This window comes from Herbinix luporum, from assembly GCF_900070325.1.
Lineage (GTDB): Bacteria > Bacillota > Clostridia > Lachnospirales > Lachnospiraceae > Mobilitalea > Mobilitalea luporum.
In genome coordinates this window covers 1,350,317-1,374,331 of sequence record NZ_LN879430.1, presented here as the reverse complement: position 1 = coordinate 1,374,331, position 24,015 = coordinate 1,350,317, and the positions used below count along the sequence as shown (strand labels likewise).

General features: G+C 33.2%; 23 protein-coding genes and 1 riboswitch. Of the genes, 17 read left to right on the top strand and 6 right to left on the bottom strand.

Features of this window, described 5'->3' with window-relative positions; all coding sequences use genetic code 11:
* Positions 1 to 147: 147 nt before the first annotated feature.
* Positions 148 to 1,020, bottom strand: coding sequence for an MFS transporter (locus tag SD1D_RS06315; RefSeq protein ID WP_058258156.1), 873 nt, complete (start codon positions 1,018 to 1,020; stop codon positions 148 to 150).
* Positions 1,021 to 1,335: 315 nt separating this feature from the next.
* Here SD1D_RS06315 and SD1D_RS06310 point away from each other — a divergent pair, with 315 nt between their 5' ends.
* The 9 genes from SD1D_RS06310 to thiD all read left to right on the top strand — a co-directional run bounded on the left by SD1D_RS06310 (position 1,336) and on the right by thiD (position 8,783).
* Complete coding sequence (locus tag SD1D_RS06310; protein ID WP_058258155.1) at positions 1,336 to 2,079, top strand: polyphosphate polymerase domain-containing protein; 744 nt, start codon at positions 1,336 to 1,338, stop codon at positions 2,077 to 2,079.
* Positions 2,048 to 2,743 (top strand): DUF4956 domain-containing protein, encoded by a 696-nt coding sequence (locus SD1D_RS06305; RefSeq protein WP_058258154.1) that lies wholly within the window; start codon positions 2,048 to 2,050, stop codon positions 2,741 to 2,743. Before SD1D_RS06310 ends, SD1D_RS06305 begins: the two co-directional genes overlap by 32 nt.
* A 118-nt stretch (positions 2,744 to 2,861) precedes the next feature.
* Positions 2,862 to 3,581 (top strand): Crp/Fnr family transcriptional regulator, encoded by a 720-nt coding sequence (locus SD1D_RS06300; protein WP_058258153.1) that lies wholly within the window; start codon positions 2,862 to 2,864, stop codon positions 3,579 to 3,581.
* A 212-nt stretch (positions 3,582 to 3,793) separates the two neighbouring features.
* Complete coding sequence (ric, locus tag SD1D_RS06295; RefSeq protein WP_058258152.1) at positions 3,794 to 4,483, top strand: iron-sulfur cluster repair di-iron protein; 690 nt, start codon at positions 3,794 to 3,796, stop codon at positions 4,481 to 4,483.
* A gap of 94 nt (positions 4,484 to 4,577) precedes the next feature.
* Entirely contained in the window at positions 4,578 to 4,811 is a 234-nt protein-coding gene (locus tag SD1D_RS06290; protein WP_058258151.1) for a DUF1858 domain-containing protein, read from the top strand.
* Positions 4,812 to 4,816: 5 nt separating this feature from the next.
* Positions 4,817 to 6,028: a DUF438 domain-containing protein gene (locus SD1D_RS06285; RefSeq protein WP_058258150.1), complete on the top strand. Its 1,212-nt coding sequence runs from the start codon at positions 4,817 to 4,819 to the stop codon at positions 6,026 to 6,028.
* Positions 6,029 to 6,186: 158 nt separating this feature from the next.
* On the top strand, positions 6,187 to 6,813 hold the full coding sequence (locus SD1D_RS06280) for a CPBP family intramembrane glutamic endopeptidase (RefSeq protein WP_058258149.1): 627 nt from the start codon (positions 6,187 to 6,189) through the stop codon (positions 6,811 to 6,813).
* Positions 6,814 to 7,132: 319 nt separating this feature from the next.
* A complete protein-coding gene (locus SD1D_RS06275; protein WP_058258148.1) occupies positions 7,133 to 7,705 on the top strand; it encodes a hypothetical protein in 573 nt (190 codons plus the stop codon).
* A gap of 22 nt (positions 7,706 to 7,727) precedes the next feature.
* Positions 7,728 to 7,836, top strand: a riboswitch (TPP riboswitch).
* A gap of 158 nt (positions 7,837 to 7,994) precedes the next feature.
* Positions 7,995 to 8,783 (top strand): bifunctional hydroxymethylpyrimidine kinase/phosphomethylpyrimidine kinase, encoded by a 789-nt coding sequence (gene thiD, locus SD1D_RS06270; protein WP_058258147.1) that lies wholly within the window; start codon positions 7,995 to 7,997, stop codon positions 8,781 to 8,783.
* Between the two features lie 45 nt (positions 8,784 to 8,828).
* On the opposite strand, the gene SD1D_RS06265 is transcribed toward thiD, so the two are convergent.
* Positions 8,829 to 9,719, bottom strand: coding sequence for an AraC family transcriptional regulator (locus SD1D_RS06265; RefSeq protein ID WP_058258146.1), 891 nt, complete (start codon positions 9,717 to 9,719; stop codon positions 8,829 to 8,831).
* Between the two features lie 235 nt (positions 9,720 to 9,954).
* Between SD1D_RS06265 and SD1D_RS06260 the strand changes: the two genes are divergently transcribed.
* Entirely contained in the window at positions 9,955 to 10,761 is an 807-nt protein-coding gene (locus tag SD1D_RS06260) for a hypothetical protein (RefSeq protein WP_058258145.1), read from the top strand.
* Between the two features lie 69 nt (positions 10,762 to 10,830).
* Here the strand turns inward: SD1D_RS06260 and SD1D_RS06255 are convergent, their stop codons facing one another.
* The gene (locus SD1D_RS06255; protein ID WP_058258144.1) at positions 10,831 to 11,892 is read right to left on the bottom strand and encodes a zinc-binding dehydrogenase; all 1,062 of its coding nucleotides are present in this window, start codon (positions 11,890 to 11,892) and stop codon (positions 10,831 to 10,833) included.
* Positions 11,893 to 12,179: 287 nt separating this feature from the next.
* Here SD1D_RS06255 and SD1D_RS06250 point away from each other — a divergent pair, with 287 nt between their 5' ends.
* Positions 12,180 to 14,180: a methyl-accepting chemotaxis protein gene (locus SD1D_RS06250; protein ID WP_058258143.1), complete on the top strand. Its 2,001-nt coding sequence runs from the start codon at positions 12,180 to 12,182 to the stop codon at positions 14,178 to 14,180.
* A 55-nt stretch (positions 14,181 to 14,235) separates the two neighbouring features.
* On the opposite strand, the gene SD1D_RS12650 is transcribed toward SD1D_RS06250, so the two are convergent.
* A complete protein-coding gene (locus SD1D_RS12650; protein ID WP_058258142.1) occupies positions 14,236 to 14,808 on the bottom strand; it encodes a helix-turn-helix transcriptional regulator in 573 nt (190 codons plus the stop codon).
* A 165-nt stretch (positions 14,809 to 14,973) separates the two neighbouring features.
* Between SD1D_RS12650 and SD1D_RS06240 the strand changes: the two genes are divergently transcribed.
* The 3 genes from SD1D_RS06240 to SD1D_RS06230 all read left to right on the top strand — a co-directional run bounded on the left by SD1D_RS06240 (position 14,974) and on the right by SD1D_RS06230 (position 19,690).
* Positions 14,974 to 15,810, top strand: coding sequence for an HAD family hydrolase (locus tag SD1D_RS06240; protein WP_058258141.1), 837 nt, complete (start codon positions 14,974 to 14,976; stop codon positions 15,808 to 15,810).
* 249 nt (positions 15,811 to 16,059) lie between these two features.
* Complete coding sequence (locus tag SD1D_RS06235; RefSeq protein ID WP_058258140.1) at positions 16,060 to 17,805, top strand: ABC transporter ATP-binding protein; 1,746 nt, start codon at positions 16,060 to 16,062, stop codon at positions 17,803 to 17,805.
* Positions 17,795 to 19,690 carry an ABC transporter ATP-binding protein gene (locus SD1D_RS06230; protein ID WP_058258139.1) on the top strand — a complete coding sequence of 632 codons (1,896 nt, stop codon included), beginning with the start codon at positions 17,795 to 17,797 and terminating at the stop codon, positions 19,688 to 19,690. Before SD1D_RS06235 ends, SD1D_RS06230 begins: the two co-directional genes overlap by 11 nt.
* A 70-nt stretch (positions 19,691 to 19,760) precedes the next feature.
* Here the strand turns inward: SD1D_RS06230 and SD1D_RS06225 are convergent, their stop codons facing one another.
* Positions 19,761 to 20,504, bottom strand: a complete 744-nt coding sequence (locus tag SD1D_RS06225) for a methyl-accepting chemotaxis protein (protein WP_058258138.1) — start codon at positions 20,502 to 20,504, stop codon at positions 19,761 to 19,763.
* Between the two features lie 259 nt (positions 20,505 to 20,763).
* Here SD1D_RS06225 and SD1D_RS06220 point away from each other — a divergent pair, with 259 nt between their 5' ends.
* The 3 genes from SD1D_RS06220 to SD1D_RS06210 are packed head-to-tail and all read left to right on the top strand — an operon-like array spanning position 20,764 to position 23,244.
* Positions 20,764 to 21,450, top strand: a complete 687-nt coding sequence (locus SD1D_RS06220; protein ID WP_058258137.1) for an N-acetylmannosamine-6-phosphate 2-epimerase — start codon at positions 20,764 to 20,766, stop codon at positions 21,448 to 21,450.
* 15 nt (positions 21,451 to 21,465) lie between these two features.
* Complete coding sequence (locus SD1D_RS06215; RefSeq protein WP_058258136.1) at positions 21,466 to 22,323, top strand: MurR/RpiR family transcriptional regulator; 858 nt, start codon at positions 21,466 to 21,468, stop codon at positions 22,321 to 22,323.
* 24 nt (positions 22,324 to 22,347) lie between these two features.
* Entirely contained in the window at positions 22,348 to 23,244 is an 897-nt protein-coding gene (locus tag SD1D_RS06210; protein WP_058258135.1) for an ROK family protein, read from the top strand.
* Positions 23,245 to 23,307: 63 nt separating this feature from the next.
* Here the strand turns inward: SD1D_RS06210 and SD1D_RS06205 are convergent, their stop codons facing one another.
* A complete protein-coding gene (locus SD1D_RS06205) occupies positions 23,308 to 23,919 on the bottom strand; it encodes a DNA-3-methyladenine glycosylase (RefSeq protein WP_058258134.1) in 612 nt (203 codons plus the stop codon).
* Positions 23,920 to 24,015: the final 96 nt, after the last annotated feature.

Below are 24,015 nucleotides of genomic sequence, written 5' to 3'. Positions count from 1 at the left end.
CAATAACTCCTATTGTGAGTATTATCATAAGTATCCAGGCAGGTATATATGAACTTGTAATATCGTATATTCCAGCCACTAAGATTGAACCAAATGTAAGTCCCAACTGGGTTGCACTACTTATATAGCCGTATACTTGTCCATAATTTACTTATCGTTTATCCAACCAAGTATCAATTTGCCAAATATCCCAACAATGGAGTATAAGGATATAATTGTAGCGGCTACTGTAGAACCGTGTAATCCTTCCAAGGCTGGGGGAAACTGTCCTAAGGCTCCAGTATTAATAAGTCCATTAATTATCATACCTAATACAAGTAAAATGAAAAAAGGTTTAGTGAATGATTTATTTATTGAAATACTAAATTCAAAGTCACCTATAGGACCATTTTCTAATTTATTGACTGCTTCTGTACCTAAAGCTTTTAAACCTTTTTCCTCAGGTGATTTCTCAAATATAAATAAACTTACTGGAAGAGATATTACAAGCATAATAACTGCGTAAATCAAATATGTTTTTCTCCAGCCATATCTATCTAACCAGATAGTAAGCAAAGGACTTAAAATAAAACCTCCAATTCCTACTCCTGATAATCCAAGACTCATAGCCAAGCCCCGTTTTTCATCAAACCAATTTGTTATCATGATACTGATAGGTATTATAGTAGCACATAAAAATGCTATTCCCAATACAAAAGAAGTAATATAAAGATGAATTGGTTTTTTTGCTAATGAATATGTGGTATAAACTAAACAATAGATGAGGACACTACTGCTTTGTATTTTCTTTAAATTTCCCGTAGCCAATTTTTTAGTTACTAAGGGGGATAGAATTATTCCCATTGCCTGTATAATAGCATTTCCTATAGAAAAAGTGCTTCTTTTAATCCCCATATCAGTGGTAACCGGTATAAGAAATTTGTTTGCTAAGGCCATAACACTGGGAACTATCGTAGCAATTACTAAAATTGATCCTATAACAATCCACCAGCCATAAAAGATCTTGTTAGCTTTTCCCATACGAACCTCCAGGTAGAATCTTCTGGATAGAGAATAGTAGAGAAGCCTATTTCTTAGTTTAAGATTTTGGAAAAGATTTTTGTTGATATAAAATAAAAAAAATATTTTTAGCTTGGTTTTTGCCATAATTTTGACAGGAAAACATTGACAAATGAAAGAAAATATTGTATATTTATGGTAACGCATCTTGCCTTTCGAAAGGGACAGTATGTACAATTTATTTAAAATTTCATTTAATAACATCCAATCCGCTACATGTGCAGCAAAGGTTAGGATTAACCAATAAGCTTACTGCTATGGAGAGGAGGTAAAGCTATGGCTTATCAATATATTTTTGAGCGTTTTGAAATAAAATATATTATCAACCAAGAACAAAAGGAAAGAATTTTGAAGGCAATGGAGCCCTATATGGCACTAGACCAGTATGGACGAACTACAATTAGGAATATTTATTATGATACTGACAATTATCGATTGATTCGTCGGTCTATTGAAAAGCCTGTCTATAAAGAAAAGCTTCGTATTAGAAGCTACGCTAAGGCCAGCCCCACAAGCACTGTCTTTGTGGAACTGAAGAAAAAATATAAATCTATAGTATACAAACGTCGGCTGGCATTACCGGAACATGAAGCAATGAACTGGATGGCAGGTAAAAAACCCATTAGTACAAGATCCCAGATTTCTGATGAGATAGATTATTTTATGGACTATTATCAAAACATTCATCCAAAAGTATTTCTAACATACGAAAGAGAAGCATTTTATAGTCTTAAGGGAGACGATTTTCGAGTTACTTTCGATGAATATATACTTTGTCGTCAGGAAGAGCTATCCTTAAGAGCTGATGTATGGGGAACATTAATTCTACCTGATGATTTGGTTCTTATGGAATTAAAATGCTCTAGAGGAATTCCTCTGTGGATGTCCAAGGTATTGTCTGAAGAAAAAATTTTTAAATGTTCCTTTTCTAAGTATGGAACTGCTTATGAAACCATAATATATCCCCAATTGAAGGAAGGTGTTTTTAATGCTTCTTACTATATTCCGAGGTCTGTTTGATACTGATACAATCAGTGTCATTAGTGTAACTGATTTTTTACTATGTATCGGTTGTTCTCAGATTATCGGCCTTATTATGGCATTTGCCTATATGTTTCGTAGCCGCTATACAAAAAGTTTTATTATAACTCTTGCACTTTTACCCACCGTAGTCTGTGTTGTCATTATGATGGTTAATGGTAATATAGGTGCAGGTGTTGCAGTAACCGGCGCCTTTAGTCTTGTACGATTCCGTTCGGTTCCCGGTACTGCTAAGGAAATCACTATGCTGTTTCTTTCCATGAGTTCAGGTCTTATTGCTGGTATGGGGTATTTAACCTTTGCTATATTCTTTACAGTATTAATGTGCACCCTTGTGGTGGTCTATAATCAGTTGGATTTTGGTACCAAGAAAAATATCTGTAAGTATAAAACATTGAATATAACTATTCCGGAGGACTTAGATTATACCGGTGTATTTGAGGAAATACTTGAAAAATATGCAACCTGCATTGAATTGGTAAGCGTAAAAACCACCAATATGGGAAGCCTATTTAGGTTAACCTATAACTTAACTTTACGGAATGTGGATAAAGAAAAAGAATTAATTGATAAACTAAGATGTAGAAATGGAAATCTTGAGATTACCATATCCCAGCAGGAAAACAAGTCGGGAGTTCTGTAAGGGTTGCTATTAAGATTTGGGCTGAGAAATATAGAGAGATAGTATAGGCTTGTAGGTCATTTCAATCTGTGAGATAATTAATAAGTAACATTGAAGTAGTATTATAAGGAGGATACTAATGAATGACAAAATAGCCTGTAGTAATTGTAAAGAACGGTTATGTTTACATAAAGTACCGATTTTCTCGGCCTTAGATAATGAAGATATGATAAAGGTATCAAAGCTTATTACCCATAAAGACTTTAAAAAAGGAGAGTTTATTTTTCGAGAGGGAGATAAGTTAGAGGCACTTATTATAATCAATGAAGGCAGTGCCAAAGCTGTTAAATATACATCTGAAGGAAGAGAGCAAATATTACATGTATTTATGGAAGGTGATTTTTTTGGTGAGAAATATTTATTAACCAATGAAACAGCAGATTATTCTGTGGAAGTATTAAGGAATGTAAAAAGCTGTATGTTGATGAAAGATTCTTTTACAGAATTGTTGCATAAGTATCCTAAGATAGCCATTAAGATAATTGAAGTGCTGGGTAATCGTATGGGACAGTTAGAGTCTACCATTAAAAGTATGGGAGTTAGAAATGTTAATAGTAGAATATGTGAGTTATTATTAGAATATGGGAAACTCTATGGTAAAAAAGTACCCGATGGGACTATTATTACTTTACCATTAAGTAGGGAAGGCATGGCCAATTATCTAGGTATTGCAAGAGAAACCCTTAGTAGAAAATTTGGAGCTCTTGAGGATGATGGAATTATTAAAAGTGTTGGCAATAAACACATCCTTATATTAAAAGAGGATGAATTAAAGCTGCAATCAGGATTGGAGATTTGAATAGATTTTTAAAAGCAGGGTCTGAGAAATCAGACTCTCTTTCTTTTATATAACCATATTACATATTTCAGTAAGCAATTAATCATAATTTTATATTAGGTTATCTTTCATACTTTGATTTGAATCAAAGTTTTTTATCCTTTTATCCGGTAGAATAAAGACAGAAGTTAAAACAAATTAAGTTATTGGTTTATACAGAAAGGAAGGTTTTTATGAATTTACGAGATAAACAGATTACGGTTGGTAAGGTGGTTACAATATTACCGGAAAGCAAGGAAATTTTCAAGAAGGTAGGCATAGATTTTTGCTGTGGAGGCCATAGGTTCCTTACTAGTGCAATAGATGAAGGGGATTTGGATGCCGAATTTATTTATAGTCAATTAGAAAAATTATATGAAGAAAGAGATAAGGAAGTAAAAGCCGCAACTGATAAAATTGACGAAGATCCCCATAGATTAACTGTACTTATTGAGCATAAGCATCACGGTTATCTAAGAGAGGTGCTACCTAGGGTCTTGGATTTATTGTCTACGCTTGTTAGGGTTCATGGCCCACAACATAGGGAATTATTTCAGGTTTATCAACTATTTGGCCGCTTGAAGACGGAATTAGAACAGCATTTATTAAAAGAAGAGATGTTTCTTTTTCCTGAGCTTACTAAAGGAGAAAATCAGGTTAAGATTAAAGAATTATCCCATGAGATTATAAAGGAGCATGAGTCAGCTGGGGAGATTCTAAAAAGTTTAAGAGAAATCACTAAGGACTACACTGTACCAAGTGATGGCTGCGAAACTTATTATAAGACTTTCTCATTATTAGAAGATATAGAAAGTGATTTACATGAGCATATTCATCTGGAAAATAATATCTTATTAAAAGAATATGACTATAGAAGCAAATAATATCAAAACAGGATATAACAGGGGAATAAGTTGTTAAGGATAAGTAATAATAGGAAGTATATAAAAGATATTGGATGGAAATTTCGGAGGTTTTATGAGTGAAAAAATCATTGATATAAAAGATTCTGTATATCAAATATGTAGTTCCTATCCAGAGATAATGAATATTCTCAGTGACATGGGATTTACTGACATCACAAAGCCTGGTATGTTAAATACAGTAGGTAGATTCATGACTTTAGATAAAGGTGCTAGGTTAAAAAAATTGAATTTAGATGAGCTAATAGATAAGTTAAACAATCATGGCTTCCAAATTATAAGGAGATGATCTGAATGAGTGAATTAATTAATAATCGGGAAAAGAGAAAAGAAGTTTTAAAAGAGATAATTAAAAAACTTCATGAAGGTAGCAGTGTTGAAGAAGTAAAAGACTTATTTGAAAGTACTTTTAATGGTGTATCCCCTATGGAAATATCTGAGGCAGAAAAAGCTTTGATATTAGAAGGTGTTCCAATCAGTGAAGTACAAAGACTTTGTGATGTACATGCCTCAGTATTTAAAGGTTCTATAGAAGAAATCCATAGACCAAAAGATGAAACAGAGATACCGGGACATCCTGCCTATATATTAAAAAAGGAGAATAGAGTAATCGAGGATATCATTGATAGGGAGATTATGCCTTACATTGATATCAAAAAATCCGGAAATAAAGATTTACTCATAAAGGGATTACAAAGCTTATCAAAAATAGAACTACATTACTTACGTAAAGAAAATATTATCTTCCCCTTTATGGAGAAATATAATATAACTGCACCACCTAAAGTAATGTGGGGAGTAGATGATGAAATCAGAGCAGAACTAAAAGAAGTCAAGCAAATACTAAGTGAGAATATTGTAGATGAAGAAAAGCTTAACAAAAAGTTAAACAATCTAATATCAAAGGTTAAAGAAATGATTTTTAAGGAGGAAAATATATTACTTCCTATGATATTAGAGACATTTACTCAAGATGAATGGATAAAGATTGCCTTAGACAGTAAAGAAATTGGATATATGATTGACCAGGTTCCGGTATGGAATCCCACAAAAGAATATAAGAAAGAATTAAAAAAAGAAGTCAAGGAAGGAATAAAGGAGGGAATAGTTACCCTACCATCCGGTGTTTTTAAAGTGGACGAATTAGTAAGTGTACTTAACACCTTGCCCTTTGATATTACCTTTGTTGATAAAGATGATAAAGTAAAATATTTCTCTGAAGGCTCGGAACGAATTTTTCCACGAACCAGATCTATAATCGGTAGAGATGTATCCAATTGTCATCCACCTCAAAGTGTCCATGTTGTTGAAAAAATAGTTGAAGATTTAAAAAGTGGTGCCAAGGATCATGAAGACTTTTGGATAAAGATGAAAGATAAATATGTACTTATTCGGTACTTTGCTGTAAGAAATGTGAATAATGAATATCTAGGTGTCCTAGAAGTATCTCAAGACATCAAGCCAATACAAGAAATTCAAGGAGAGAAACGTTTGGTATCAGAATAGTTGTAGATAAAGTTGTAAGAGTGAAGTAGCAATAGAAAAACTAATTTAAATTAGTTTTCTATTGCTACTGTAAAATTCATAGCTGATTAATAATATTGCAAGATTAGACAAAAGAGAATATAATAATATTAACGAATAATGGTATTGGAGTGAAAAATTTGTATAAAACCAAAGATAAAATATATGGTTATATTGGGATCATATATTATCTAATTTTATTAATCAGCTTCGGGATAATGGGTAAATTATATAAAGCAGGCTGGAATAACTATAGAATAATTTATTGGATACTTTTTATAGTAGCAATCATCATTGTCTTAGCTAAAGATAAGAATTTTACCAACCTGGGTTTTTCAAATGTAAATTTAAAAGTAAATCTACTTATTATGTGGGGAATTATACTTCTTACATTTGCCCTATCAATATTTATAAGTGATTTATCATTAGCAAAACTCTTTAAAGGAACGGTTTATTATTTATTCAAAATTGCAGTAGTAGAAGAAATAATATTCAGGGGATTTCTACAAAATTATTTATTTGGCTTTAATTTGAATAAAAAATGGGTATATATAATTGGTGGAATATGCTTTTCACTTATGCATCTGCCTTTTCAAATGTATGTTCATAATATGGAATCAGCTACTTACATAATATTTGCTTTACCACAGCTGCTATTTACATTCTTTTTTCATCTTATAATGTGTTTTATAACTTATAAGAGAAAAGATGTAACGATACCAATTGCCCTTCATTATGCCATCAATTTTCTTCAAAATGTTCTATAATTGAAAGAGATACTTGTATATGAATCCATAACAATATAAGGTTATGGATTTTTTATTGCACAACCATTGGAATGGTAAAAAATGTGCATAATTGCCAATAAATAACCTTGCACCAATAAAAGATACAACGGTATGACAAAAGATAACATATATATACAACTTATACTTGACTTTATTAATATATTATAGCACAATATAGTAATGATTATGTAATGGGAGAAGAAAAATTAAATCTCAGCTATTGAGTAGATATAATTATACTAAGTTTAGAGGTTATTTAACCTTGGGATAAAGTATTAAATTAAGTGAGGAGTTTAGTATGGTAAAAATTTTTTATGATGTTCAACCTACAGGATTTACTAATAATGATTTGAAAGCTCTAAAAGCCAATGGTATGAAATGCATTACAATAATTTCTAATGAAAATTTTATATCCACTGTATTAAGTGAGATACTACAACAATTTATGATGAGGTTTGATGTGATTTTTAGAGCAAAAACAGATGAAAGTGTTATTAAACTATTTAATGATAATATCAATACTCCCAAATCAATAAGCAATGAAAAATCTTCAGATTTATTGGGTTTTCAACTGCCTGAATTTAAGTGCTTTTTAAATCAGGATAATTTAGATTTTATTCTTAGTAATTATAATCAAGTAGTATCTCAGCAATTTTTTATTACTGATAAGGATTTACTTGTTTGGGATTTTATTGAAAAACCTACATATGTATATACTGCAGAAGATATATTAAATCTAGCAAAACATTGCAAAATATTAATCAATAAGAGCGGAGATGAAGATGAGTTAGAATTTATTGCAGAATCACATGTGATAGATAAAATATTTAAATTTTTAAGTAATAAAATTTTAGACAGTGGTATTTGCTAAAAAGTTTTTATATATACTGAGATTAATAAAAAAGGGGAGCTTGCAGGAAGCAGGCTGAGAGTAGACTGTTAGGTCTTGACCCATAACCTGATTTGGATAATGCCAACGTAGGGAAATAAATTCACTAGTAAATAGGGTGGATATACCTATCTTGGCATATCCGCCTTTTTATTGTACATAAAATTATAATTCAAATTTTCTTTAAAATATTACATTATCAAATATAAAGTAGTTTGTAGTAATTTGAAAGTATTTCAATTATATATAAAAACAGAAAGGAAGTTGAAAAATGAAAACAGCATTAACTATAGCAGGAAGTGATTCTTGCGGAGGTGCCGGCATTCAGGCAGATATTAAGACGATGACCCTACATGGTGTCTATGCCATGAGTGCCATTACTGCCTTAACTGCTCAAAATACCACCGGTGTAATAGGAATAAGTGAAGTAAGTCCAGAGTTTCTGGGGCAGCAGCTAGACTGTGTCTTTAAAGATATCCCACCTGATGCAGTTAAAATAGGTATGGTATCTTCAGGGGGCTTAATAGAAATGATTGCAGATAAGTTAAAAGAATATAATGCTAAAAATATAGTTGTGGATCCTGTGATGGTTGCAAGCAGTGGGGCAAAGCTAATCAGTGAGGATGCCATAAGTGCTTTAAAAGAGAAGCTCTTTCCCCTGGCTTTAATACTTACACCTAATATTCCTGAGGCTGAAGTCCTATCCGGAATAAAGATTAAGTCCGATGAGGATATGATTGAAGCCGCAAGGATTATCAGTGATAACTATCATTGTGCTGTTCTTTGCAAGGGAGGTCATCATAAAAACAAGGCCAATGATTTGCTCTATGTAAATGGGGCTTATAGGTGGTTTAAAGGGCAGCCCATTAATAATCCCAACACCCATGGAACCGGATGTACCTTATCAAGTGCCATTGCTTCAAATCTGGCCAAGGGATATGACCTGATAAGTTCCGTTGGCCGTGCTAAAGACTATGTTACCGGGGCATTGGCTGCCATGTTGGATTTAGGTCAAGGAAGCGGTCCTCTAAATCATGCTTTCTGTATCCATAGTGAATAGATAAAAGATTAAGTACATAGTACATAAAGGAAAGTTACCATAGAGCTAAATCTTATTTTTATAATATTGCTTTCTATATTCTGTTGGTAACATACCTAACTCTTTTTTAAATGTATATGTAAAATAGCTGGCACTTTGAAAACCGCAAGATAGTGCTATCTCACTGACTGATTTTTTGGAATCCCGTAGCATTTCACAACTTTTTTGCAAGCGAATATACTTCAGATAAGCAATCGGGGTTTGTGAGATGTATTTATTAAATAGGGTACAACATTGGCTTCTGCATACTGCACCGGCTACTGCAATATCATCCAAGGTTATTTTATTTTCGTATTGACTATGTATAAATCCTGTCATTTTGGCCAGAGTTAACCAGTTCCATGTATCTGAGCTATCCTGTTTGTAAGTGGATATATTTTCAGATATATGCAAACATAATTTTGAAGCCTGAGACAGTATTTGAAAAGGGTTTGGTTTATCTTTAAGTATATTTTTATATATAGAAACAATAAGATTTAATACCTCATACTGCCAGGGGATTTTTTTACTTAGGAGGATAAAGTCCTCTGTTTCATTACCGAATTTTTCTGACCAAAAATTTTGTATATAAGCTAAATGCTCAGAAAAAAGTGATGGGGGTATAGCAACTTCAATTAAAATACAATTTTTACACTCACTTGTAAATCCGTAATGAAGTCTATTGCTATTAATAAATAGGCCTTCACCGGCATGAATTGTTACGATATTTCCATTAATATAATAGTCCATATTGCCTTCTAACATTAAGACAAATTCAATATCCAAGTGACAATGACATGCAGCTGTAAAACGATCAAAATGCTCTAGCTTTATTTTATTGGCGTAGAGTGGAAAGTCTGCTTGATTATAAGACAGTGTTTCGGATAAATCGGAAATTAGCTCTAATTCATAATTCATATCAGATTCACCCCTTTATTCAGCCTACATCGGTGGCTATATCTAGAAAATAATAGGATTTTGATAGTATTATATCAGATTATACTTAAATTTGGCTATTGATTTTTATGAATATCAATTATATTATGTCGAATTAAGTGGATATAAATAGAAATAATTGTAAAGATTTCCTTGACTTGCCAAATTCCTAACACTATAATATAAAAATATAGACAAAAATTAGAGGTGGAGGAAAATGTACAAATTGAAAGGAACTCATAGTATTAAAATTATCTTAATGGTATCATTATTACTAGCAATTTTATTTCTGGCAGTAGGATGTGATAATATGTTATCCGAAATGTTTAATAAAGATGAAGTAATAGAAGGTACCATTGAAAAAAGTATTGATGATATTAGCAATATTAGTACGGTGGATGTAGAAGTAGATATAGGAGATATAGATATATCCTATGGAATTGATGATTTTGTTATCAAAGCAGATTATACTATTAAAAGCAAAACAAAAATTGATATGACTGAGATTATCGATCAAATTGAGATACAGTCCATTGTTAAAGATGAAAATTTAAAAATCAATATTGTAAAGAAAGATGACGAATCTAATTTATGGGATTGGATAAATGAAAATTATAAAGATTTAGATTTTTATGTGAACTTGGATATATTGGTTCCGAAAAAGACTAATAAATTTACTTTATATAGCCATTTAGGTGATATTAACCTAAATTGCATAAATGGTGAAATTATAGCAAAGACAGATTTAGGAGACATCATTGCGGATAAAGTTCGCTTTAATGGTAAATGTTTTATCCAATCCGGCATGGGTGATATAGAATGCAAATTGGGACCCACCATAAATAAAGATTGTAAAGTTAATATATACACATCTATGGGTGATATAATTATTAATTCCAATAAACAAAACTATAAAACTATTGATACTTATGAAAAAATGATGAGTATTAAAGAAACTATATTGGTAGATGATTTATGTACCATTACTGCAGAAACATGCATGGGAGATTTAACATTTAAATAAATATTTATTTACAGGCAGACTAGGGTAATATCTAAGTCTGCCTGTAAGATTTTATAAATATGTATTAACTTAATCCATGATTACAATAGGTTTTATAAGATCCCTTGGCTTATCCTTCATTAGATAAAATGCTTCTTCTATGGAATCAAGTCCATTAAATTTATGGGTAATCATTTTACTTGGATCAACTCTACCGTTTTTTATTAAAGAAAGAAGTCTTTCAATTCTCTTTCTTCCTCCTGGGCATAAGCCGCCTCTTATAGTCTTATGGGATAGAAAACCACCGATATATGCATTAGGTATATTTAACATTTCTGTTTCTGTAATAACCTCTAACATGGCTACATTTCCACCTCCGGCTTTTACAACAGCAATAGCGTTGTTTAAAGCCTCAGCACCGCCACCTGCTACTATAGCAGCATCTGCACCTTTTCCATCAGTAAGCTTCATAATTTGTTCAACTAAATCCCCGTCTTTGTAACTTACTATGTCGGTTGCTCCGTATTCTTTAGCCAGGGCAACACAGTTAGGTCTTGTACCAACTGCTATCAATTTTCCTGCACCTCTTAATTTTGCCCCTGCTACAGCCATTAAACCTACAGGGCCAATACCGAAGACAACTACAGTATCACCAAATTTAACATCTGCCAGTTCTGAACCATAGAAACCTGTAGTCATCATATCTGTAGCCATAACAGCAGACTCTAAAGATACACCTTCCGGAATTAATGCTAGGTTCATATCAGCAGAACGTACCTTTATTTGCTCTGCAAAAGTTCCGTCTTCATAACTGGAGAAATTTATTGCACTAAACATTCCACCGGCATCCTGATGTGTTCCGTCTTGAATATCAGGGTGTTTCCAAGTAGGAGTAGTACATGGTATTGCTACTCTGTCTCCGACTTTGAAGTCTTTCACATTGGAACCTACTTCAATTACTTCGCCGACAGATTCATGTCCAAGTATTCTGTTAATTAAATGTGGTCCTTCCATCTCATATGCTGAATGCACATCTGAAGAACAAGGGGATAATGCAAGGGGACGAACTATAGCATCATCCGGACCACAAACGTAATCTGCTTTCTCTAACCAACCAACTTTACCTTTTTCTAATACGCCAAAACCTTTCATAAAGTCCTCCTATGTTGTTAAAAAATTAACGAGCAGGACCTATTATATCATCATGAAAAGTATATATCAAGAGAATATTTAACTTTAAAAGAAGATGAAACGGTAAAATTAATATATGTGATTTATAAATTTAGTTAAAAAGATAACTATGATTTACCTTAAAATATATAGAAAATCAAAAAAATTATTGATTTCTTATTAAATATAGGATAATATATATATATTATTGATTTTTTATTACAATAATATTAAAATAAAAGCAAATATATTTATACAAAGGAGGACCTATGAAAGTACTAAAGTTTAAGAGTATTAAAAGTAGACTTATTGTATTATTCGCAGTATTATTAGGTTCATCATCGATATTAATAGGCGCATTGTCTTTGTGGACATCATATAGAACACTTAGGAAGGAAGCGGAAAAAAGTGTCTCTACAATAGCCGTGGAAGTTGCTAAGTTGGAAATGAGTAGGTTAGAAACACGGAGAGCCACATTAGAAACAATAGCAGCTATTAATGAGATAAAAACCATGAATTGGATTATGCAAGAAAGAGTTCTGCTTAGAATGTTAGATGAAAGCCATTTTAAGACTCTTGGTGTTCTTCAAATGGATGGAACTGTTCAATATATTGATGGCAGAACTACTGAATTATCTGAAGATGACCCCGGAAGAAAAGCTTTAAATGGTGACAGAAATGCAATTAAATTCAGCATCAATGAAGATGTTAAATTAATTCTAATGCAAGCAGTACCTATTTATTCGGATGGTTCAGTTGTAGGTGCTCTTGTTGGCTTAAGTGACGGCTTATCCTTAACAGAAACAGTTATGGATATTGGATATGGAGAAGATGGATACGGATACATACTAGATGGAGAGGGAACTATAATAGCACATCCGAACACGGAATATGTGTTTAGGCAATTTAATCCTATAGAAGTGTCTAAGTCAGATTCCTCATATATACCCTTAGCTAAATTAATAGAAAAAATCAAAAAGGATAAACAAGGGATTGAAAAATATAACTTTAATGGTAATTCTCTTTATGCAGGATATGCTGCTATAGAGGGAACAGATTGGACTTTTGTAATTACTTGTACTGAAGATGAAGTTTTAGGAGCAGTTAAGGTTTATCAAAGGCTGTTACTTATATTTGTATTTATAATATTAGTTATAGGTATTGTGGTTACATATTTTGTGGGAGATTCGATCACAAAGCCTATTATTTTGTTATCACAGGATATCACAAGGTTATCAGACTTAGATATATCGAAAGATATTAATCCGAATTATTTAAAACAATCAGATGAAATCGGTATTATGGCTACAGCAATGCAGAATTTAGCCCATAAGTTGAGAGGAATAATAGGAGATATAAATAATTATTCACAGCAAGTGGCTGCTTCTTCCGAAGAGTTAAATGCTACATCACAGCAAACATCTACTATATCTCAAGAGGTGGCTAAGACAGTAGAAGAAATTGCACAAGGGGCAAGTGAGCAGGCTAAACATACACAAGAGGGTACAGAAAAAGCAGAGTATCTAGGAGATATTCTTGCAAAAGTAGAAGAATACATTTCCAATGTAAATACCGTAGCAGATAAAGTTTCACTTGCAGTAAAAGATGGTCTGGTGGATATTGAAGAATTAAATGAAATTACAAAAGAAAGTACCGGCTCTATGAAACTTATTAATGATACTATAATTAAAGCAAATGAAAGTTCTGTTAAAATTGGAGAAGCCAGTAATTTAATTCAAAATATTGCCGGACAGACTAATTTACTAGCTCTTAATGCCTCTATAGAAGCTGCCAGAGCCGGTGAAGCCGGTAAAGGTTTTGCGGTGGTTGCAGATGAAATAGGAAAACTTGCGGAGCAGTCAAAAAAATCCACACAAGTTATTAACCAGATTGTTGAAGAATTGCAAGCCAATACTAAGGTTGCAGTTAACACCATGGAAAGAGCAACTAAGATTTCAATAGAACAAGCACAAAAAGTAGCCGGAAGTAAGGAAAAATACCAACTTATTGAAAGAGCAATGGAAGAAGCTATAGAGGCAATAGAACTGTTAATTAAATCCGGTAAGAATATGAATGTAGTGAAGCAAGAAATTATAAATGTACTGGCAAACTTGTCAGTTATAGCACAGGAGAATGCCGCTTCAACAGAAGAGGCATCAGCAGCTATGGAGGAACAGACAGCATCTATTGAGGAAGTAGCCGGTTCAAGTAATAATTTAGCTGAACTAGCTGAACAGTTACTGGAATTGGTGACTAGATTTAAGGTATAAATTAATCAGTATATGAAAATACCGTGCATCAGCACGGTATTTTTTGTTGTCAAATTTACAATTCCTTGCGGCCTTTAATTGAATCCCTATATTCTTTGGGAGTCATCCCGATTATTTTTTTAAATACTTTAATAAAATAATTTACATCATGAATACCAACCTGTGAGGCAATATTTTGTACTTGTGTATCCGTCTTATTAAGTAATGTTATTGCAAACCTAATTTTCCGTTGATTTATAAAATTTGTAAGGGTAACTCCCATTTCTTTTTTAAATAAGGATGACAGATAACTGGAATTTATTGAAAACATATCAGCCAATTGTCTTAAAGAGATTTGCTCTGAAATATTCATGTCAATGTAATTAATGATTCTTTGAATCAAAGGGGAATATCCTGATAATGAATAGTTGGTTACCAGCATACAGTATTTTCGAATCATTGTTTTTTGAAGTTTGTCCGCATCTTTTAAAGATGATATAGATTCAATGCGGATAGCAAATTCTCTTGATGTCTCATCAATATGAATGGGGTGAACCTTACTGCTTTCAACTGCTTTGCGGCATAAAGTATTTAAAACAATCCCTAAGCTGTCCTTTCCATCTGGCAGATGTACCTCAGGTAAAAACATACATCAATACTTATGATAAAAATGAGCATACTTTAGAGGCTTTAGTTGAAAAATTACTGGGTAGATCCGAATTTGTAGGAGTAGATCCTGTTGATTCTTTCTGCGGCCTGCCGGATACAAGGTGGTAAAAGTAATTAATAAAACACATTTTAAAAGGAGTAATTAATGGGTTACTTTGATTATGAAAAAGATAAGGAATATCTGATATGTATAGATAGTGACGGATGTGCCATGGACACTATGGACGTAAAGCATATTAGATGTTTCGGTCCGGAATGGATTAAAACCTTTGGCCTTGAGAAGTATCAAGAAGAAGGATTGGAATATTGGAATAAAATTAATCTTTATTCTAAAACCAGAGGAATTAACCGTTTTAAGGGGCTTGCCATGGCTCTAGAAGAAATGGAAAGAAGAGGACTAGTCTTTGATGGACTGGATACTTTTATCCGCTGGACAAAAGAGGCAAAAGAATTATCCAATCCTGCCTTACTTGAAGCATGTCAGAAAACTAATAGTCTTTGCATGGAATTGGCTTTGCTTTGGAGTATCCGTGTAAATCGATCTATTTCACAATTGCCCAAGGTAGATAAACCCTTCCCCAATGTAAAATCAGCTCTTGATAAAATGGAACAAGCAGCCGATTTGGTTGTGGTATCCTCAGCAAACGGTCAGGCCATTGAAGAGGAATGGGAAAAGCATAATCTAAAACAACATACAAAAGTTTTATTAAGTCAAGAAGCAGGATCAAAAGCTTTTTGTATCACCCAGTTACTTAAGAAGGGTTATGATCCTAAGAAGGTCTGTATGGTAGGTGATGCTCCCGGTGACCGTGATGCCGCATTCTCTAACGGTGTTTGGTTTTATCCGATTGTGGTTGGCAAGGAAGAGATAAGTTGGAAAAAACTAAAAGATGAAGCCTTCCCTAGACTTTTATCAGGTAAGTTTGATAAAGCATATCAGGAAGAACTTCTAAAGGACTTTAACCAAGCACTTGGTATATAATAAAAAATGATTAGGCTTTAATCAGTGAAGAAACTCACTAGATTAAAGCCTTTAATCTCATAAAGACATGAAAATTATTTGACAATATAGGTGGAATTTGATATTATATTCAAGCTAGTTGCGTTTTTTAAGATAGGCTCGCAGCATCTTATTGATATACAATAGTTCAGAATGCAGTAAACGAGTAGTGTTTATCACATAAGTCCGGTTGATGAACAATACTCGTTTTTTATGGAAAGGACTGATAAAATGATTAGAGAATTAGCCAAGAGTATTCGTGAGTACAAAAAACTTTCAATAATAACTCCCATCTTAATAAGTCTTGAGGTAGTAATTGAATGTACAATACCATTTATCACAGCCTCTTTGGTAAATAAAATAAAAAACGGATGTGATTTAAACACAATTATAAGGTATGGGGCTGTACTGGTTATCATGGCAGTTTTGTCATTAATGTTTGGTGCCATTGCAGGTTCAACAGCTGCCACTGCCTCTTGCGGATTTGCAAAAAATTTAAGAAAGGATATGTTCTACAGTATTCAGAATTATTCTTTTGAAAATATTGATAAGTTCATGACCTCATCCTTAATCACTAGGATGACTACCGATGTTACAAATGTGCAGAATGCATATATGATGATAATTAGAACTGCAATTCGCTCTCCTTTAATGTTAGTCTTTGCATTTGTTATGGCATTTGTAATGGGAGGCCGTATGGCCTGGATATTCCTGGTGATGGTTCCGATTTTGGCAAGTGGTCTGGCTTTAATAATATACAAAACATTTCCATTGTTTAAGAAAATATTTAAAAAATATGATGCCTTAAATAGATCAATTCAGGAAAATATAAAGGGAATGCGGGTTGTCAAATCCTTTGTTCGAGAAGATTATGAGCAGAAAAAATTTGATGAAGCAGCCCAGGATGTATGTGCAGATTTTACCAAAGCAGAGCGAATACTAGCTCTTAACGGACCCTTAATGCAATTTTGCATGTATGTCCTTATGATTTTCGTTTTGTCCTTTGGCTCTTACACAATTATTAGCAGTAGGGGACTAGATTTTGATATAGGTCAGTTTTCTGCCATCTTAACCTATGGATTTATGATTCTTAGTAGTTTGATGATGCTTTCTATGGTATTTGTTATGATTACACTGGCCGGTGAGTCTGCTAAACGTATTGTAGAAGTAATAAATGAGAAAAGTACATTATCAAATCCTGAAAATCCCATATACACAGTAAAAGATGGTTCTATTTCATTTGAAAATGTAAGTTTTAAATATTCAGAGAAAGCCAAAAGAATGGCCCTTGCAAATATAAACCTGCAAATTAAATCCGGTGAAACCATTGGAATTATCGGGGGAACAGGCTCATCTAAATCATCCCTTATTCAGCTAATTCCCCGCCTATACGATGCAACCGAAGGGGTTGTTAAAGTAGCCGGTATTGATGTAAAAAAATATGATTTGGAAACCTTAAGAAATCAAGTGGCAGTGGTATTACAGAAAAATATTTTATTTTCCGGAACAATCAAGGAAAATCTTCGCTGGGGTAATAAAGATGCTACTGATGAAGAATTAATTGAAGCCTGCAAGCTGGCTTGTGCCCATGATTTTATCAGTCAATTTCCTAAAGGATATGATACTTATATTGAACAAGGGGGTACCAATGTATCCGGTGGACAAAAGCAAAGACTTTGTATCGCAAGAGCCCTACTTAAACAACCTAAGATATTAATCCTTGATGATTCCACCAGTGCAGTGGATACTAAAACAGATGCCAGTATACGTAAGGGCTTGAAAGAATATATGCCTAATACGACAAAGATAATAATAGCTCAAAGAACGGCTTCTGTGGAAGACGCTGACAGAATTATAGTAATGGATGGAGGTACCATCAATGGTATCGGTACCCATGAGGAATTATTGGCTGAAAATGAAATCTATAGAGAAATTTATACTTCACAAAATAAGGTAGGTGATCAAAATGAAAACTAATAAAGTAAATAATAAAAAAACGATCATCTTTCGCCTGTTTAAAGACATACGTGAGTTTTATCCGGTAATGCTGCCGTTAGTTATTGTCTTTATAGTATTTAATGCAATTATAAGTTCCATACCGGCAATATTTATGCAAAACATAATTGCTATTGTTGAGAAGAACTGGCAGACCGGGGACTGGAACGGGGTAAAAGATAATATCCTATCCCTTGTTGCTATATTAGCTGTATTTTATGTTTTATCTATACTTAGCGGTATAACATATAATCAGCTGATGGCATTTATAACCCAAGGAACCTTAAAAAAATTCCGTATAAAAATGTTTAGCAAAATGCAAACACTACCTATTAAGTATGTGGACACTCATAATCATGGGGATGTCATGAGCTTTTATACCAATGATATCGATACACTAAGACAAATGATTTCCCAGAGTTTTCCACAACTTTTAATATCTAGTATTACTGTTTTATCTGTCTTTTGTATTATGATTTACTACAGTGTATGGCTTACCATGGTTATATTACTTGGTGTTACTGCCATGTTATTTGTAACAAGAAAAGTTGGTGGGGGTTCTGCTAAATACTTTATAAAACAGCAAAAAGCCCTTGGTCGTTTGGAAGGATTTACAGAGGAAATGATGAACGGTCAGAAAGTAGTCAAAGTCTTCTGTCATGAAAATGAAAGCAAAGCAGATTTTGATAAGATAAATGAAGCTTTGTATAAGGATGCAAGAAAAGCAAATCGCTATGCCAATATACTGGGCCCAATAATAATTAACATAGGTAATGTATTATATGTTATAGTAGCAATCATAGGCGGTATTTTATTAATAACTAAAGTTCCAAACATAAGTATTTCAGGTTTGCCTTTTGGTATTAGTATATTTGTTCCCTTCCTTAATATGACTAAACAATTTGCAGGTAATGTCAATCAAGTGTCCCATCAGATAAATTCCGTTGTCATGGGACTTGCCGGGGCACAAAGAATCTACGGCTTGATTGACGAAGAAGCTGAACATGATGAGGGATATGTTACCCTGGTAAATGTTAGGGAGGAAGATGGAAAGTTAATAGAATGTTCTAAGCGGACAGGCATTTGGGCTTGGAAGCATCCCCATAGTGACGATTCTGTAACTTATACTAAATTAACAGGAGATGTAAGATTATACAACGTAGATTTTGAGTATGAACCTGGAAAACCTGTTTTGCATGATATTAGTCTTTACGCAAAACCGGGACAAAAAGTAGCCTTTGTTGGTGCTACCGGTGCAGGTAAGACAACCATTACAAACTTGCTCAATCGTTTCTATGATATAGCCGACGGTAAAATTCGCTATGACGGTATTAATATTAACAAAATCAAAAAATCGGATTTAAGAAGTGCCATTGGTATTGTCCTGCAGGATACTAATCTATTTACAGGAACTGTAATGGATAATATTCGATACGGTAAACTTGATGCCAGTGATGATGAATGTATAGCAGCTGCAAAACTGGCCGGTGCCGATGATTTTATCCGTCGTTTACCGGAGGGGTATAATACTATGCTTACCGAAAATGGTGCTAACCTTTCTCAAGGACAGCGTCAGTTAATATCCATTGCCAGGGCGGCAGTAGCAGATCCGCCGGTTATGATTTTAGATGAAGCCACTTCATCTATTGATACAAGAACTGAAGCAATTGTTCAAAGGGGTATGGATGCATTGATGGAAGGCAGAACAGTATTTGTTATTGCCCATCGTCTGTCCACAGTTAAAAACTCTGATGTAATCATTGTGTTAGATCATGGACGTATTATTGAAAAGGGCAATCATGAGGAACTTATTGAACAAAAAGGCCAGTATTATCAGCTATATACCGGAGCATTTGAGTTGGAGTAAAATTAAGCTTTAATTATATTATAAATAATAAAAGGCAAGAACACTTTAAAAGTTTCTTGCCTTTTTTATGTTAATGCATATTGGTAGGAGAGGAGAACTGTATTGAATTTTTAAGTACAGTGGACATATTATAAAGTTTTTCTGCTATTGCATTAATTTCTTCTAAGGTTGCGTTTCCTTCTTGTGAAGCTGCTGCAACATCATGGGCTGCTTTTGAGATCACTTCTGAAGCTTGCTTAGTTTCACTAATTGATGAAACAACATTCTGAGAGTTCTTATAAATTTCTTGTACATTATCAGATACAGAATTAGAATATCTGGTAATTTCATTTATGGCTGATAATATTCTAGCAAAGATTTCTCCGGCTGAATTAATAACATCTAAACCTACGTTAACTGAATTATTATTTTCATTTGTCATGGAAATGGCATTTTCAACTTCACTTTGAACATCACTGATTAAGCTATCTATTTTTGTTGTAGCATTTTTTGATTGCTCGGCTAGCTTTCGTATTTCTACAGCCACAACAGAAAAGCCCAAACCGGCATCACCGGCTCTAGCTGCTTCTATGGAAGCATTCAGTGAAAGTAGATTTGTTTGTTCTGCTATATCATTAATCAATGACGTTATTTGACCAATTTCCGTTGATTTTTTTGCCAATATGTTTATTGCATTTGTAACTTCAGATGAATTAGTATTTATTAACTCTATCTGCTTAATCGCAGAAGATATTATATCATTACCGTCGTTAGTCATCTTTGAACAATCCTTGGCATATACAGAAACATCTTTTATACGTTCAGCTATATCCATAAGTTCTTTAGAAATATTTATAAGGTTATCGGAGGAGAGGCAAAATTTATAGGATTGGGAAATTATTTTAAATTATTAAAGGATAAAGAATATTTACTATCATTATGGACAACAGAAAGAGAAGATGACTGATCTTCCTTTCTCATTTTCACCTTATATATGATTAATCTATATATTATTTATCTTGTCTATGGTAAAATCTTGTATTTTATTATATATTAAGAATAATGGGTAAATTTTAAATAGGAGGTGAACTTTGATGAGCCAAGATATATTAGGTAAAATAAAGGGTGGATTAATTGTTTCCTGTCAGGCTTTAAATGACGAACCGTTACATAGTTCATATATTATGTCACGGATGGCTTACGCAGCAATGTTAGGTGGAGCTGTTGGCATAAGAGCAAATACAGTGGAAGATATTACAGAAATAAAAAAGCTTGTAGATATACCTATAATAGGAATTATTAAAAAAAATTATGATGATAGTGATGTTTATATTACACCTACCATGGAAGAGGTAGATGCTTTAGTAGATTGTGGTGTTGATATTATAGCCATGGATTCTACAGCTCGTCTAAGACCAAAATCTCAATCATTAGAAGAATTTTTCTCCAATGTAAGAAAAAAATATCCCAATCAATTATTTATGGCGGATTGTTCTAACTATGATGAAGGGATACAGGCAGCGAAGTTAGGTTTTGACATAATAGGTACTACCATGAGTGGATATACTCCCTATACTGAAGGCACTAAATTACCAAATTATGAATTAATGAGAAGTTTAGTTAAGGATTGTGGAAAGCCTGTTATTGCCGAAGGAGGAATATGGAGTCCACAGGAACTTAAGATGGCACTTGAAACTGGTGTTTTCGCAGCTGTTGTAGGTACTGCTATTACTCGTCCAATGGATATTACAAGACGATACGTAGAAGCGATAAATAATTAATAAGGAGTTAATTGTATGGCAAATGGAAATTTTATTTTAAGTATACAAGCTATGTATAACCAATTTACAAAGGCTGAAAAAAAAGTAGCGGACTTTGTATTAAAAAACCCCAAAAAGGTATTATTTATGTCTATTACAGATTTGGCAGACGCTTGTAGTGTTGGGGATACTAGTGTTTTTCGATTTTGCCGTACCATGAATTTACGGGGTTACCAAGAATTTAAAATGCGGCTTTCCTTAAGTATAACAAATGAAGACAAAGATAATGAGGAACTTGAAGTAGATGTTACACCAAATGATACCTTTGAAACTCTGGCACAAAAGGTCCTAAAGTCCAATTTAGATGCTATAAATGAAACTTATACACTTTTAAATGGGGAAGAATTCTCACTGGCCATGGATTATTTTGAAGCGGCAGAGAATGTATATATCTTTGGTGTAGGTTCATCTATGTTAACAGCTATGGAAGCAATGAATAAATTTCTTCGTATTACACCAAAAGTTCATTGTATTCAAGATCCTCATATGCAATCTATGATAGCAAGCATGTTAACAGAAAAAGATTTAGCTATATTTATCTCATATTCCGGCTCTACAAAAGATACCATTCACGTTGCACAACTTGCAAAGCAGTCAGGAGCTAAGATAATAGCTATAAGTAGGTTTATTAAATCACCTTTAACTAGCTACTCCGATGTAACCATTCTTTGTGGTGCAAATGAAGGACCATTACAGGGAGGTTCTACTTCAGCCAAAATGGGGCTCTTGTATATATTAGACCTAATGTATGCTGAATATTATCGTCGTAATTATGAGGTTAGCCGAGACAACAATCAAAAAACTGCCAGTTCTGTTTTAGAGAAATTATATTAAAAACTGCAATTTAAAGGGGTAATAATGAGAGTATTAGCTTTAGATATTGGAGGAACCTCAATTAAAATTGGTATTATCAATAAGCATGGAGAAATTTTAGAAAGTAGTGAAGTTCCCACTTTTGCAAAAGAAGGTGGAGAAGTTCTAATAAACAGGGTACTAGATATTATCGGAAGATATGATAACATTGATAGAATAGGCATTAGTGCCACAGGTCAAGTAGATCCTATTGAAGGCAAAATTATATTTGCCACGGACAATATTCCAGGATGGACAGGAATAGAAATAAAAAGGAGAATAGAAGAAAAATATAAAATATCCACAGCTGTAGAAAATGATGTAAATGCAGCAGCTCTTGGTGAAGCCTATTTTGGTGCAGCCATAGGAAATGAAAGTTTCTTATGTTTAACATATGGTACCGGAGTAGGTGGAGCCATTATAGAAAAAGGTGAAATATATAGAGGAAATCTTAATTCTGCCGGAGAATTTGGTCATATAATCACCCATGTAGGTGGTAGAGACTGTACTTGCGGGGGTAAGGGATGTTATGAAACCTATGCATCTACTACCAGTCTGGTAAGGCAAGTAAAAGAAAAATTAGGAATGGAAGATGTAAACGGGAGAATAATATTTGATTATCTTAATAAAGGAAATCATGATATAAAAAACATAGTTGATAAATGGTTACAAGAAGTAATTATGGGTTTGGTTAGCCTTATACATATATTTAATCCATCCCTAATAGTTCTAGGTGGAGGGATTATGTCACAAACTTATATTATAGATTATATAAGAGAAAATCTTCCTAACTATGTAATGCCAAACTATAAAGAGGTAAAAGTAGTACAGGCTAGTCTAGGAAATAATGCAGGAATATTAGGTGCTGCACATCTGGCTATGAAGGCTAAGCCAAGAATATGATTTATAGACCTCGTTACCATAACCAAATCGGGAATGGTAATGAGGTCGTTTTTAATTTTTTAATTATTTTACTGAGATAAATGGGTTGTCTTTGATATAAAATCGCCATAGAAAGTCTTTGGCTTCTTCTGCATAATCGATACCTACTCGTTTGGCAGAAACAATTTCAAAATTATTCTCTATTCCATTGGTGATATAAAGTTTACTTACACATAAATCTTCTCCGTTATGATTTCTATTAATGCAAAGAGCCTTACATAATTTTCCGGGACCATTGGTTAAGCCCTTGATTTGGCTTTTGTTTAACTGATTATAAGATTTTTGATATCTATTATAGGCAAAAGCATCAAGTTCACCCATTGGTTCAATAGCCCGAATTAATACAGCCTGTGGAATTCCTTCTTTATTTGTAACAACATTAAAACAATCATACATGCCGTAGATTAAATATACATAGGCATAGCCTGGTGGTCCATACATTACTTCAACTCTTGGAGTTCGCCTTCCCCCATAGGAATGAGCGGCCTTATCTTCAACTCCCATATAAGCTTCAGTTTCCACTATTTTTCCTACTAATTTTACCCCATCTACTATATGAACAAGATATTTTCCTAATAGATCTTTAGCAACCGTAAGGGAATCTCGGTTATAAAAATCCCTGTTTAAAGAATTCATAAATTATTCCTCCATTTATATAAGAACATTTTATTTAGTATTATTAGTACAATAATATCATAACTATTTAATTCAATATCTTCCATATATATTTCA